Below are 12,257 nucleotides of genomic sequence, written 5' to 3'. Positions count from 1 at the left end.
GCCCCCGAAGCTTTGCCCGTCCGGCGCGCAGGGTGGGTCGATGCCACGGACTATCGACGCCGCGACGGTCACCCGACTCGGGGACCGGCTGTACGAAGCCTACCGGACTGGCGAAGGAATCGACCCGCTCCCCGAATCGCTGACGGTCGCCGACGGCTACGCGATTCAGGAGGCGTTGATCGACCGCCGCGACGCCGAGGGACCACCGGTCGGCTACAAGGTGGGCTTCACGTCGGCGGCGATTCGGGAGGAACTCGGCGTCGAGGAACCCGCCTACGGACGCGTCCTCGCGAACACGGTCCGGTCGGAGGGGCGACTGGACGACGATCTGATCGACCCGAAGGTCGAACCGGAACTCGCCGTCCGACTCGACGCCCCGCTCGACCCGCCGGTGACACCCGTCGACGCCCTCGCGGCGACGGGGGCGGTGGTCCCCGTCGTCGAGGTGGTCGACTCGCGGATTCGTGGCTGGGAACTCGACGCCGGGAGCGCCGTCGCCGACAACGCCCTCGCGGCGCGGGTGGTCCACGGCGACCGAATTGCCGACGCGTCGGCGGTCGACCTGACGCTCGAAGGCGTCGAAGTCCGGCGGAACGGGGAGCGCGTGGCGACGGGCGTCGGCGCCGACGTCCTCGGCGGGCCGTCACGGGTCGTCGCGTGGCTGGCCGAGGCGCTCGCCGAGCGTGGCGAGCGACTGGCAGCGGGTGACCTCGTCTCCACGGGGTCGCTCACGCCGCTCGTCCCCCTCGAACCGGGTGACACCGTCGAGGCACGGTTCGCATCGCTCGGGAGCGTGACCGTCTCGCGGCCGTAACCGGGCGAGAGATTCAAGCCGGTGAGGGGCGAGGGGCTACCTATGCCCTCGACGGTCGTCCATCTCGCTATCGGCGGCACCGTCGCCGCCGCGCTGTTGGGCGACGAGTTCGACCGGCGAGCCGTCGCCGTCGTCCTCGCCGCCACCGCAGTGCCGGATCTGGACACGTTCGTCGGGCTAGCCGTGCAGGGCGCCCACCGGGCGCTGTTGCACACGCTCGTACTGCCCGCAGTCACGGGGGTGGCCCTCACCTACGACACTCGGCTCCGCGGACGGTCGCGACTCCACGACCGCTGGGGGGATCGCGGGGTCAGGGTGGCGTGGGTTGCCCTCGCGGCGTTGCTCGTCGGCGGCATCCTTCCCGATCTGATGACCAACGGCGTGAACGCCTTCTACCCGCTCTACGACCGGTTCCTGACCGTCGACGGGGAACTCCTGCTGTCGAACCAGCGCGGGGTCGTCCAGACGTTCGTCGACCTGACGGCCGACCCCAAGCGGACGACCGAGAACACCCACTACTGGACGGGCGTCGATCCGTCGCCGGGGGCGGAGCCGGAGAACGTCGAGCGGATCTTCCCGGTCGTCCGGTCGGGGTTCCAGTTGCTCGTTATCGTCCTCGGCGTCTTCACCCTCGGCGCGCGGTTCCGGGACGAACGGCGGACGCCGTAGCGTCCGGCGTGGTCGCTCACACGCCGCCCGGATCTGGGACCGCGGTCGGATCGCTCCCCGACCACGCCCGATGCCGGGACTCGACGATTCGACCTCCACTTACAGGTGCCCGGGTCACGAACCGGGAGGGACGGAGTCAGAAACCGTGATGACGATCGACGGCGCCGACGGCGGTGGACAGCTCCTCCGGACCGCGCTGAGCCTCGCCACCGTCTTCGACATCCCGTTTCGCATCGAAGACATCCGGGGTTCCCGTCCGACGCCGGGGCTGAAAGCCCAGCATCTCACCGCGGTGGACGTCGTCTCGGAACTCTGTGACGCCGAGGTCACGGGCGCCGAACTGGGCTCCGACGCGCTGACCTTTCGTCCCGGGGACGCTCGTCGCACGTCGCTGCGGGCGGACATCGGCACGGCCGGCAGCGTCACCTTACTGTTCGACACCGTCCTCCCGATCGGAGCGGTCGCCGACCGGCCCGTCGAACTGACCGCAACCGGGGGGACGAACGTGAAGTGGGCGCCGACGGTCGAGTACCACCAGCTGGTGAAGCGACCGTTGCTGGCCGACTGGGGGGTGAGCGCCGACATCGGTCTGGAGCGAACCGGGTTCTACCCGGCCGGCGGCGGCGAAGCCACGTTGCGGACGTACCCGTCGTCGCCGTCGCCGGTCGAACTGGACACGCGGGGGGCCCTGGAACGGGTCGAGATCTACTCGAAGGCCAGCGAGGATCTCGCCGACCGCGACGTCGCGGACCGGCAGGCCGAACACGCGGACGCGGAACTCGAGGACGCGGAGTTCCCGACCGAGATACGAGGCGTCGAGTACGTCCCGGCGCGGTCGACCGGGTCGTCGCTCCTGCTCCGCGGCGTCTACGAGGACACGCTGGTCGGGGTCGACGCCCTCGGCGAACGGGGACGGACGTCCGAAGCGGTCGCCGAGGGTGCCGTCCGGGAGTTCACCGCGTTCCACGCGACCGGCGCGTCGGTCGACGCGTACATGGCCGACCAGGTGGTGCCGTTTCTCGCCCTCGCCGGCGGGCGCGTACGTATCCCGGCCCGGACCGACCACGTGCGGACGAATCTGGATCTGGTCGCCCGGTTCGGCAGCGACTGCCACCTCGACCGGGGAGTCGACGGCACGCTCACGCTCGCGGCGTCGGTCCCACCGTCGCGGAAGTGACCGCCGAGGGCGGCCCCTCAGGACTCGTCGGTGACCTCCGTCGTGACGTCGCCGTCCATCTCGTGGTACTCCCACACGTGATCGTTCAGTTCCTCGCGCGTCTCGAACCGTTCGTCACACTGATCACACGCGAACGGCCGATCCTCGTCCGGCGTTGCTCCCCCACTCATGTGGAACGGTAGCTCAGCCAAGGATATAGTCGTGACTCCGACGCCAGCGACGGCGTTCGGGTCGTCGCCGCCCGCGCTTTGATGTGACTGTGGCCGTTACGGGTGGCGATGGCCCCAGAGACCGCCCTCCTGTGGCTCCGACGTGACCTCAGACTCCACGACAACCCGGCCCTCGTCGCGGCCACGGCCGCGGACCGACTCCTTCCGGTGTACGTCGTCGACCCGCGTCAGTACGGCGTCGCCGACTTCGGTGGCTCGGACTCCTTTAGGTTCGAGAAGACCGGCGCCCGGCGGACGACCTTCCGGATCGAGGCCCTGGCGGACCTGCGCGCTCGGCTCCGGTCACGGGGGAGTGACCTCGTCGTGCGGACGGGGGAACCGGAGGTGGTGCTCCCGGACCTGGTCGACCGCGTCGACGCCGACGCCGTCCACGTCCACACCCGACCGACGCCCGAGGAGCGCGCGGTGGAGGCGTGGGTCGAGGACGCCCTTGGCGGGGGGCCGGAGACCCCTCGAATCGCCGGCGAAGCCGGTGGACCCCCGCTCGTTCGCCACTGGGGACACACCCTGTATCATCCCGACGACCTGCCCGTCGACGTGGCCGACGTCGCGGATACCTACACTCCCTTCCGCAAGCGCGTCGAATCCGACGCGACGGTTCGGGACCCGCACCCCGTCCCCGCCCTCCCGGCGCGGCCGGCGGTCGATCCGGGGACGATACCGACGGCCGCCGACCTCGGCATCGACGCGGAACCGCTCGACGACCGGGCGGTCCTCGACTTCGAGGGGGGTGAGACGTCGGGACTGGAGCGAGTCGAGGAGTACGTCTGGGAAACCGATTCGCTGCGGACGTACAAGGGGACCCGAAACGGCCTGTTGGGCCCGAATTTCTCCTCGAAACTCTCGCCGTGGCTGAACGAGGGCTGCCTCTCGCCGCGACGAGTGAACGAAGCGGTCGACCGCTACGAGGACCGCCGCGTCGCCAACGATTCGACGTACTGGCTCCGGTTCGAACTCCGCTGGCGGGACTTCTTCCAGTTCCAGTTCGCCAAACACGGGGCGACGGCGTTCACGAAGGGCGGTATCCGTCGACGCGACATCGACTGGGTGGACGATCCGGCGGCGTTCGAGCGGTGGAAACGGGGCCGAACGGGGATTCCGTTCGTCGACGCCAACATGCGGGAACTGAACGCGACGGGCTACATGTCGAATCGGGGGCGACAGAACGCCGCCTCCTTCCTGGCGAACGACCTCCGGATCGACTGGCGGAAGGGCGCGGCCTACTTCGAGACGCGACTCGTCGACTACGAACCCGCGTCGAACTACGGCAACTGGGCGTACATCGCCGGCGTCGGCAACGACTCGCGGAACCGGTCGTTCGACGTCCTCGGGCAGGCGAAGCGGTACGACCCGGACGCGGACTACGTGACCACGTGGCTTCCCGAACTCGACGGCCTCCCCCCGACGGCCGCTCACGAACCGTGGCGACTCTCCCCCGAGGAACGGGCGACCTACGGGGTCGAACTGGCCGTCGACTACCCGCGACCGATGATCGACCTCACGGACGCATGAACGACCGCTGTGACGTGGTGTACGTCAGCGTCGAGGCCGACGGGGAGGAGCGTCTGTTGACCGCGCCCGCGGGTGCGACGCTCCGGGACGTCCTCCTCGACGCCGGGCAGTCGCCGTACACGCGCCTCACCGAGCGGCTGAACTGCGGCGGGCGGGGGCTGTGTGCCACGTGTGGCGTCCGGATCGAGGGAGACGTCCCGGAGCCGACACACTGGCACGACGGCCTGGCGTCGCGGTGGGGCTACCCGAGACTCTCCTGTCGGATCCGTCTGGAGTCGGACCTGCGGGTCCGGATTCCGGAGAAAGTGATCTGGGGTCGCCGGACGGGAGCGGACGGCCTCCCGTGACCCGCGGGTCGAGAAGGGCGAACGAGTGTCGATACGACGGGAGCGCCGCTCAGACGGGGCGTCCCTCGACGTCGGTGCCGACGAGATAGGTCCCGATGGTCAACAGCGCCGCCGCGGCGACGCCGAGTAGATCGATAGTCGACGTCGTACCCGGGAAGACGGGCGGGTAGAAGGCAACCGTTCCAACGATCATCAGGACGATCCCGATCAGTCCACGCTGCGTCAGGCCGAACATACGACACCGCTTGGCCCCCAGTCACATAATTGATTACGCTTTCCGTCTCGGTGGCGGGCCGTCGAGCCCACGATCAGCGGCCGTGTTCGTGGCCCAGAACGAGCGCGGCGACGTTCGCGAGCAACAGACCGACGAAGACCGTCAGCTGCTGGCCTTCGAGGCCGCCAGCGAGCAAGGGGAGATAGAGGAAGGGCAGTGCCACGGCGGCCCAGAAGGCGATGAAGCGGAGGGGGGCGGCGACGACTTCCAGGCTCCGTCGCAGCGGCCACGAGTCGACGAGTTCGTGCAGGCGGGGCAATCGGTCGATGGGCGCGGTGGGGGACGAGTTCGACATCGGGGACACCTCGATGGATCAATGAGTCGCGGACATCATATACCCCCGCGAGCGTTGACGTCGTTTCGGGGAATTTCATCGTCGCCGCCCACCGTCGCGGCCAGTTCACGAACGGCCGAGACCGGAGCTAAAATTTCATCCCCCCTTTTGACTCTTTTATTCATATATAATATTATGAATCAAAATGCGCCGAGTGTCGGGCGCACGGCCGGTTCCGAACCGGTGTTCTCTTAACGACGGTGACGCGTAGGTTCGGACGAACGTTCATGTCGAACCCGAGCGCCACCACAGAGCGGCAAGTCGACAGCAACCTGTTCATCACCGTCTCCGGCCCACCGGGGTGTGGTGCGACGACGCTCACCGAGGGTCTCGCCGAGGCCCTCGACTGCGGCTACGTCATCGGCGGCGACATCTTCCGTGACCTCGCCGAGGATCGGGGGCTGTCGGTCCAGCAACTCATCGCGAAAGCCGAGGAGGACGACGAAATCGACCGGGCGCTCGATCAGCGACTGCGCCGCATCGCCGAGCAGTGGGGCGCGGCGAACAAGGCGTTCGTCCTCGAATCGCGGCTCGCGGGGTGGCTGGCCGGCAACCGTGCCGACCTTCGAGTCTGGCTCGACGCGCCCGAGGAGGTCCGTATCGAACGGCTCAGCGACTACGAGGTGAGTTACGAAATCGAGCGCCCCGACGAGCGCGCGTCCGAGGACGTGCGCCTCGAACAACTCGACGACGAGGATGCGATCGGTCCGCTGTTGCGCGTCCGGGAAGTGAGCGAGGCCGGGCGCTACGAGAGCTACTACGGTATCGACGTGGAGGACCAATCCTTCTACGACCTCTCGATCAACACCGCGCGGTGGGACGCCGACACCGTTCTCGAGATGGTACTCACGGCCGTCGAGGGGTACGATCCCGAAGCGGACGAGGGTGCCTTCACCACTCGCGACGTGGATATTTAGTCGCCGCCGCGACCACGGATGGCGGCGCGGAGGCGCGGGAGTTCCCCGCGGATCGTCCGACGTTTGACCAGCAGGAACCCGAGAAAGATCAACGCGAACCCGAGTGTCGTCGCGACGGAGAGCCCCTCGTCGAGGAAGAGCCACCCCGCGAGCGCCGCGAACACCGGCGCGACGTAAGAGACGAGGTTGATCTCGATGGCACCCAGTCGGTCCAGCAGGTCGAAGTAGATGAGAAAGCCCAGCGCGCTCGCCGCGAGTGAGAGGTAGGCGAGCGCGAGAATCGCCCTCGGCGTGAGAGTCACGTCGGCGACCGACTCACCGAGGGCGACGGAGACGGCGTGCATCAGGAGGGCGCCGCCGACCATCGACCACGCCTCCATCGTCTCGATGGGTAGCGAGGCGTCGATCCGCCGCGTGAGTACCGATCCGAGGGCGAACGCGGCTGCAGCGCCGAACACGAGGAGTTTCGCGACGACCCCGCCCGTCAGCAACGCCCCGGGTTCGGGACGGGCGAGGACGACGACGCCGAGCAGGCCACAACAGAGGCCGACGATACCGACGGGCGTCAGCCGTTCGGATGGGAGGAAAGCGCGGGCGAAACCCGTCGTCAACACGGGACTGAGGCTGACGATAACGGCGGCGGCCGCGCTGGTCACCGCGGGGTCGGATTCGCCGAGGAAGAGCAGGACGTGGTAGCCGGCGATCAGGAGCGTCGATCCGACGGCGATCAGTGCCCACTCGCCACGGCCGCGGGGGATGGGGTCGTCGACGACCCAGACGGCGTAGCCGAACATGAGGACGCCGGCGACGTCGTAGCGAACCGCCGCGAAGAGGACGGGGGGGAAGTAGTCGAGACCGGCCTTGATGGCCATGAACGCGGACCCCCAGACCGCCGCGAGGGTGAGGAAGAGGACGAGATTTCGGTAGCGGGACACGGGCCGCTATCGGCCCGACACCCCACTCAACGTTTCGATTCGACCCGCTGGTCGCGGATCGCCCGCAGTACGTCCTGCCGGGCGACGATGCCGACGAGCCGGTCGTCCTCGACGACCGGGAGGCGGTTGATGTCGCGTTCGTCGTCGGCCAACAAGTCGAGGATCGTATCGAGGTCGGTGTCGGGCGTGACCGTCACCACGTCCGTCGTCATCACCTCGCTGATCGGTCGGCCGGCGTGTTTCGCGAGGTCGATCCCGAGGTCGAGGTCGTCCCACGACACGTCGATGGCGTAGGTGAGCGTCTCGGTGAACGGTGGGAGGCCGATGGGGATCCACAGGGTTCGGTCCTCGGTTTGGAACAGGTGGACGAGGTCGTGTTGGGTGACGATGCCGACGACGTGGCCGTCACCGGCCGAAGACGGTCGTTCCTCGTCGTCCTCGACGACGGGAAAGCCGTTGAAGTCGACGCGAGCCAGGCGGCCGAGCACCTCGCTCACCTCGTCGTCGGGGGCGACCGTCTCCACGTCGGTCTGCATCAGCGACCGGGCTGTCAGGGACATGTCCGGAGCGACGGCGGACGGGCGGGTAGGTTTTGCGGGTCGCTCGCGCCGTACGTTTAAGTCACCCGACCGCAAAGGGTTCGTATGGCCGTTCACGGCCGGTCGACGCTCAGGGACCTGTTCGACGACTCGCCCACGCCCCATATCGCGCATCCGCCGCGCACACACCACCGACACTTCTACGTCGCCACGGACGGCTCCTACCGAGCCGACGGTGGGGGACTTGGGGCGGTCATCGAGACACACGACGGACAGCGCGTGGCACGACTCTCGCTCGCCGACACGCCGCCCGACAACAACGTCGCCGAGTATCGGGCACTCCACCTCGGACTCGACGTTCTCGCCGCTCGCGCCCCGTCCGAGTCGCGAGTGGGCGTCCTCGTCGATCACGACGACCTGGCGGCGAACGTCAACCACGCCACCCTCGCGGCCGATCATCCCGATTGGAAGCCGGCCCACCCGGTCGACGTGCCACCGCACAGCGAGTATCACTGGCGGGGCATCCGTGCCCGAATCGCCGACTTCGACGAACTCCGGGCGGCCCGCATCGACAGCCGGGTCAACCCCGCCCACCCCCTCGCCAACGCACCCGGCCAGTACGCTCACGTCAACCGGCAGAAGGACCGCTGTGTGATCCCGGGCGCCAACGGACGGGCGCCGCGGGGACGGGCCGACGCCACGACGGAGATTCCGCCGCCGTCCCGGGCCGAGAGACGGACGGGCGACTGAGCGGCGACCGAACGGCGTTACCCGCCGCCAGCGAGTTCCGGGCCGACGGGCGCCAGCAGTCCTAGCGCGGCTACCCGCCGGGACCCGTCGGTGATCGAGGTTCGGAGCCGTTCGCCGGCCGCGACGTCGGCGACGAGGCCACCGAGGGGAGTCCGAGGCGAGGGTGACAGATCGACCAGGGCGCGCGAGTCCGGTCACGCTCGCGTTCGGCCGACGGGGGAGTCGACAAGTGGAACGCGGCGGGGCGTGCCCTCCGCCGGCCCGCGCTACTTGCCGCGTTCCTGGGCGTCGACGACGGCGACGCCAGCCAGGTTGACGATATCTTTCACTTCGTCGCCGCGCTGGAGGACGTGGACCGGCTTGTCCATCCCGACCAGCATCGGGCCGATAGCGTCGGCGCCGCCGAGTCGCTGGAGGAGTTTGTAGCCGATGTTGCCGGCTTCCAGGTTCGGAAAGATCAACACGTTCGCCGGATCCTCCAGTTCCGCGAAGTCGTAGGTACCGTTGAGGATATCCTCGACGACGGCGGTGTCGGCCTGCATCTCGCCGTCGACCGGGAAGTCCACTTCGGGGTCGGTCCGCAGCATCTCGGCGGCCCGTCGGGGCTTGCGCGTTCCCTGATTGTTGACGCTGCCGAAGTTGGAGTACGAGAGCATAGCGGCGCGAGGTTCGACGTTGAACCGGCGGGCGAGTTCGCCCGTGTGTCGTCCGATTTCGGCGAGTTCCGCGGCACCCGGATCCTGGTTCACCGTCGCGTCGGCGACGAAGATAACCCGATTCTTGAAGGTGAGCATGTAGACACCGGCCGCGTACTCGGCGTCCTCGGCCGTCCCGATGACCTGTAGTGGCGGGCGCAGGGCCGAGGGGTAGTGGTGCATCAGGCCGGTGAGCATCGCGTCGGCGTCGCCGACTTCCACCATCACGCTCCCGAGGTAGTTGCCGTCACGGATGAGTTCGTTCGCCTCGCGACGGGTGACCCCCTTGCGCTTGCGGAGTTCGTACAGGCGCTCCGCGTAGGCGTCGAGTTCGTCGTCGGTGGGATCGACGATTTCCGGATCGAAGTCGAGACCGAGGTCGTCCATCGCCGTCCAGATTTCCTCGCGGTTCCCGATGAGAATCGGGTTGGCGATCCCCTGTTCGGTGATCTGGTAGGCAGCACGGATCATCTTCTCGTCGGTCCCTTCGGCGAGGACGACGCGCTTGGGGTCGGTTTTGGCCTTGTTGAGGACGACCCGCATCATCTCGCGGGACTTCCCGAGACGGGCTTCGAGTTCCTCGCGATAGGTGCTGAGGTCGATGGACTTCCGGGCCGCACCGCTCTCGATGGCCGCCTGCGCCACGGCGGGCGCCACCTCGAACATCACGCGTGGGTCGACCGGCTTGGGGAGGATGTACTCGGGACCGAACTGGAGCGGCTGATCGCCGTAAGCCTTCACGACGGAGTCGGGCACGTCCTTGCGAGCGAGGTCGGCGAGGGCGCGGGCGGCCGCGATCTTCATCTCCTCGTTGATCTCGGTCGCGCGCACGTCGAGGGACCCACGGAAGATGAAGGGGAACCCGAGGACGTTGTTGACCTGGTTCGGGAAGTCGGATCGACCGGTCCCGACGACGACGGTGTCGTCACGGGCCTCCTTGGCGTCGTAGTAGTCGATCTCCGGTTCGGGGTTGGCCATGGCGAAGATGATCGGGTCGTCGGCCATCGACCGCACCATCTCCGGGCTGACGATGCCGCCGACCGAGAGGCCGACGAAGACGTCCGCGTCGACCATGGCGTCGGCCAGGTCGCCGGCGGGGCGGTCACTGGCGAACCGCGCCTTGTACTCGTTGACGTCGCCGGCCTCGGCGCGGTCGGTCGTGATGATCCCCGAGGAGTCACACATCGTGACGTTCTCGCGCCGGACGCCGAGCGAGACGTAGAAGTCGGCGGTGGCGATGGCGCTTGCCCCGGCTCCGGAGATGGTTACGGAGAGGTCCTCGAGGTCCTTGTCGACGATATCCGCGGCGTTGACGAGGCCGGCGCCGGTGATGATGGCGGTTCCGTGCTGGTCGTCGTGGAAGACCGGGATGGACATCTCCTCGCGGAGGCGCTCTTCGATTTCGAAGCAGTCGGGCGCCTTGATATCTTCCAGATTGATGCCGCCGAACGTCGGTTCCATCGCTCGGGTCGACTTGATTATGTCAGCCGGGTCGTCGAAGTCGAGTTCGATGTCGAACACGTCGATGTCCGCGAACCGCTTGAAGAGGACGCCCTTGCCCTCCATGACGGGTTTCGACGCCTGCGCACCGATGTCCCCGAGACCGAGGACGGCCGAGCCGTTGGAGATGACGCCGACGAGGTTGCCCTTCGAGGTGTACTCGTAGGCGAGGTCGGGATCCTCGTGGATGTCCGAACACGGCGCCGCCACGCCGGGAGAGTACGCGAGGCTCAGATCCCGCTGTGTGTTCGTCGGCTTCGTCGTCGAAATCTCGATCTTTCCGGGAGGATCCTGTCGGTGATACTCCCTGGCGTCGTCGTCGAGTCCCATAACCGCGACCACATTGGGTGTAGATAAAAATCTACCCGTGAGATGTCGATCGTAACATTCGTCGATCGTCGGTTCGACCGTCACCCGGTGTTCGTGGAGCGCCCGTCACGGACGGCATCGGTGACGGGCCCGACGGGAGACGGATCGTGCCGGACGACCGTTCCGACGGTCACCACGGATGTTGGAAATCAAACCGGTCGTCGCCGCCGACGGTCGGTAGCCCGTTACAACGGTCCGTCCATTCGGTGGACAGTTCCCCGCCGGCGCGACGGTCGTTCGTCTCGCCGTCCGGCCCTCGAAGTGGAAGCGTTCCCAGTCCGCGGGCACGGTCGGACAGGTCTAAGTACGCGTGGTCCCGAGACGCGCGCATGAGCCGTTCTATTCGAGAGGCGATCACCTTCCCGCGGTTCGCGGCGTTCACGACGGGGCTGACGCTCTCGCTCGTCATGCTCGGTGTCTACACCGCCGCGACCGGGTCGGGACTGGCCTGCTCGGCGCAGTGGCCGCTCTGTGACAACGGGTTGCTTCCGCAGACGATTCCCAGTTTCATCGAGTGGTTCCACCGCCTCGTCGCGATGGTGACCGGGTGGTTCATCCTCGGAACGGCGCTCTGGTCGTGGCGCCGCCCCGACCGACGGACGCGCCTCGCGGCGACACTCGCCGTCGGTCTCCTGCCGCTCCAGATCAGCATCGGCGCCGTGACCGTCACCCTCAACGGACTGCTGCCCGAGGGGTACTCGGCGCCGACGCAGGGTGCCCACCTCGTCGTCGCTCTCTCCATCTTCTCGCTGCTCGTCTGGACGACGCTCTCGGTGTGGACCGAACGCGGACCCGCACCCTCCCGGGTTCGGACGGCGCTGGGCGTCGCCCTCGCCGCCATCGTCGCGAGCGTCTTCGTCAGCCGGGTCTTCACCACGGTCCCCTACTCGCCGGCCGCACAGGCGCTGTTCTACGGCGCCTCGCTGGTCGCCCTCGCCGCGCTTCTCGCCGCGACCCGCTGGCTCGCCGACACTGCCGTCTCCCACCTGCGCTACGTCACGGGGAGCGCCATCGCACCGCTGTTCGCGGGGATGTTACTCGGCCGCGACCTGGTCTTTTATACGCCGACCGTTCGCCTCGTCAACGCCGCCTTCTTCCTCCTCGCCGGCACCGCCGTTCTCGCCGCGACGTTGCTCGCCCGGCGGGCACGTCGCAACGACCGGCCCGGGCTCGCGTCCAGTATCGACTGACCGCG

At 68.1% G+C, this 12,257-nt stretch carries 14 protein-coding genes; 8 read left to right on the top strand and 6 right to left on the bottom strand.

The window, feature by feature from the left end; translation table 11 throughout:
* Positions 1-40: 40 nt before the first annotated feature.
* The 3 genes from V8686_RS07005 (at position 41) to rtcA (ending at position 2,660) form a co-directional block, all read left to right on the top strand.
* Entirely contained in the window at positions 41-814 is a 774-nt protein-coding gene (locus tag V8686_RS07005) for a 2-keto-4-pentenoate hydratase (protein WP_379703251.1), read from the top strand.
* A 42-nt stretch (positions 815-856) separates the two neighbouring features.
* Positions 857-1,483, top strand: coding sequence for a metal-dependent hydrolase (locus V8686_RS07000; protein WP_379703250.1), 627 nt, complete (start codon positions 857-859; stop codon positions 1,481-1,483).
* Between the two features lie 148 nt (positions 1,484-1,631).
* On the top strand, positions 1,632-2,660 hold the full coding sequence (rtcA, locus tag V8686_RS06995) for an RNA 3'-terminal phosphate cyclase (RefSeq protein WP_379703249.1): 1,029 nt from the start codon (positions 1,632-1,634) through the stop codon (positions 2,658-2,660).
* A gap of 17 nt (positions 2,661-2,677) precedes the next feature.
* Here rtcA and V8686_RS06990 read toward each other — a convergent pair whose 3' ends face one another.
* A complete protein-coding gene (locus tag V8686_RS06990) occupies positions 2,678-2,830 on the bottom strand; it encodes a C2H2-type zinc finger protein (RefSeq protein ID WP_379703248.1) in 153 nt (50 codons plus the stop codon).
* A gap of 108 nt (positions 2,831-2,938) precedes the next feature.
* Here V8686_RS06990 and V8686_RS06985 point away from each other — a divergent pair, with 108 nt between their 5' ends.
* The gene (locus V8686_RS06985; RefSeq protein WP_379703247.1) at positions 2,939-4,402 is read left to right on the top strand and encodes a DASH family cryptochrome; all 1,464 of its coding nucleotides are present in this window, start codon (positions 2,939-2,941) and stop codon (positions 4,400-4,402) included.
* Positions 4,399-4,749, top strand: a complete 351-nt coding sequence (locus tag V8686_RS06980) for a 2Fe-2S iron-sulfur cluster-binding protein (protein ID WP_379703246.1) — start codon at positions 4,399-4,401, stop codon at positions 4,747-4,749. The genes V8686_RS06985 and V8686_RS06980 overlap by 4 nt, the downstream gene beginning before the upstream one ends.
* A 49-nt stretch (positions 4,750-4,798) precedes the next feature.
* On the opposite strand, the gene V8686_RS06975 is transcribed toward V8686_RS06980, so the two are convergent.
* Together V8686_RS06975 and V8686_RS06970 are read right to left on the bottom strand one after the other, a co-directional pair.
* On the bottom strand, positions 4,799-4,984 hold the full coding sequence (locus V8686_RS06975; protein WP_379703245.1) for a hypothetical protein: 186 nt from the start codon (positions 4,982-4,984) through the stop codon (positions 4,799-4,801).
* 73 nt (positions 4,985-5,057) lie between these two features.
* Positions 5,058-5,318 carry a hypothetical protein gene (locus V8686_RS06970; RefSeq protein ID WP_379703244.1) on the bottom strand — a complete coding sequence of 87 codons (261 nt, stop codon included), beginning with the start codon at positions 5,316-5,318 and terminating at the stop codon, positions 5,058-5,060.
* 266 nt (positions 5,319-5,584) lie between these two features.
* Between V8686_RS06970 and cmk the strand changes: the two genes are divergently transcribed.
* Positions 5,585-6,274: a (d)CMP kinase gene (cmk, locus tag V8686_RS06965; protein ID WP_379703243.1), complete on the top strand. Its 690-nt coding sequence runs from the start codon at positions 5,585-5,587 to the stop codon at positions 6,272-6,274.
* Here cmk and V8686_RS06960 read toward each other — a convergent pair.
* Together V8686_RS06960 and V8686_RS06955 are read right to left on the bottom strand one after the other, a co-directional pair.
* A complete protein-coding gene (locus tag V8686_RS06960; protein WP_379703242.1) occupies positions 6,271-7,209 on the bottom strand; it encodes a DMT family transporter in 939 nt (312 codons plus the stop codon). The two genes, cmk and V8686_RS06960, sit on opposite strands and share 4 nt — an antisense overlap.
* A gap of 26 nt (positions 7,210-7,235) precedes the next feature.
* Positions 7,236-7,769, bottom strand: a complete 534-nt coding sequence (locus V8686_RS06955) for a CBS domain-containing protein (RefSeq protein ID WP_379703241.1) — start codon at positions 7,767-7,769, stop codon at positions 7,236-7,238.
* 84 nt (positions 7,770-7,853) lie between these two features.
* Between V8686_RS06955 and V8686_RS06950 the strand changes: the two genes are divergently transcribed.
* Positions 7,854-8,498, top strand: a complete 645-nt coding sequence (locus tag V8686_RS06950; protein WP_379703240.1) for a ribonuclease H family protein — start codon at positions 7,854-7,856, stop codon at positions 8,496-8,498.
* Positions 8,499-8,764: 266 nt separating this feature from the next.
* Here V8686_RS06950 and V8686_RS06945 read toward each other — a convergent pair whose 3' ends face one another.
* Positions 8,765-11,023: an NADP-dependent malic enzyme gene (locus tag V8686_RS06945; protein ID WP_379703239.1), complete on the bottom strand. Its 2,259-nt coding sequence runs from the start codon at positions 11,021-11,023 to the stop codon at positions 8,765-8,767.
* A gap of 368 nt (positions 11,024-11,391) precedes the next feature.
* Here V8686_RS06945 and V8686_RS06940 point away from each other — a divergent pair, with 368 nt between their 5' ends.
* A complete protein-coding gene (locus V8686_RS06940) occupies positions 11,392-12,252 on the top strand; it encodes a COX15/CtaA family protein (RefSeq protein WP_379703238.1) in 861 nt (286 codons plus the stop codon).
* The last annotated feature ends 5 nt before the right edge of the window (positions 12,253-12,257 follow it).

The sequence above is a fragment of the Haloplanus litoreus genome (assembly GCF_045690335.1).
GTDB lineage: Archaea > Halobacteriota > Halobacteria > Halobacteriales > Haloferacaceae > Haloplanus > Haloplanus litoreus.
The sequence above is the reverse complement of the archived record's forward strand: the minus strand, read 5'-3'. Positions and strand labels throughout refer to the sequence as shown.

What these genes read in the sequence shown, in the direction of transcription:
- V8686_RS06985 (WP_379703247.1), top strand. Translation starts at nt 2,939, where the DNA reads ATGGCCCCAGAGACCGCCCTCCTGTGGCTCCGACGTGACCTCAGACTC.
- V8686_RS06955 (WP_379703241.1), bottom strand. Translation starts at nt 7,769, where the DNA reads ATGTCCCTGACAGCCCGGTCGCTGATGCAGACCGACGTGGAGACGGTC.
- V8686_RS06940 (WP_379703238.1), top strand. Translation starts at nt 11,392, where the DNA reads ATGAGCCGTTCTATTCGAGAGGCGATCACCTTCCCGCGGTTCGCGGCG.
- V8686_RS07005 (WP_379703251.1), top strand. Translation starts at nt 41, where the DNA reads ATGCCACGGACTATCGACGCCGCGACGGTCACCCGACTCGGGGACCGG.
- rtcA (WP_379703249.1), top strand. Translation starts at nt 1,632, where the DNA reads ATGACGATCGACGGCGCCGACGGCGGTGGACAGCTCCTCCGGACCGCG.
- V8686_RS06950 (WP_379703240.1), top strand. Translation starts at nt 7,854, where the DNA reads ATGGCCGTTCACGGCCGGTCGACGCTCAGGGACCTGTTCGACGACTCG.
- V8686_RS06945 (WP_379703239.1), bottom strand. Translation starts at nt 11,023, where the DNA reads ATGGGACTCGACGACGACGCCAGGGAGTATCACCGACAGGATCCTCCC.
- V8686_RS06970 (WP_379703244.1), bottom strand. Translation starts at nt 5,318, where the DNA reads ATGTCGAACTCGTCCCCCACCGCGCCCATCGACCGATTGCCCCGCCTG.
- cmk (WP_379703243.1), top strand. Translation starts at nt 5,585, where the DNA reads ATGTCGAACCCGAGCGCCACCACAGAGCGGCAAGTCGACAGCAACCTG.
- V8686_RS06990 (WP_379703248.1), bottom strand. Translation starts at nt 2,830, where the DNA reads ATGAGTGGGGGAGCAACGCCGGACGAGGATCGGCCGTTCGCGTGTGAT.
- V8686_RS06980 (WP_379703246.1), top strand. Translation starts at nt 4,399, where the DNA reads ATGAACGACCGCTGTGACGTGGTGTACGTCAGCGTCGAGGCCGACGGG.
- V8686_RS06975 (WP_379703245.1), bottom strand. Translation starts at nt 4,984, where the DNA reads ATGTTCGGCCTGACGCAGCGTGGACTGATCGGGATCGTCCTGATGATC.
- V8686_RS07000 (WP_379703250.1), top strand. Translation starts at nt 857, where the DNA reads ATGCCCTCGACGGTCGTCCATCTCGCTATCGGCGGCACCGTCGCCGCC.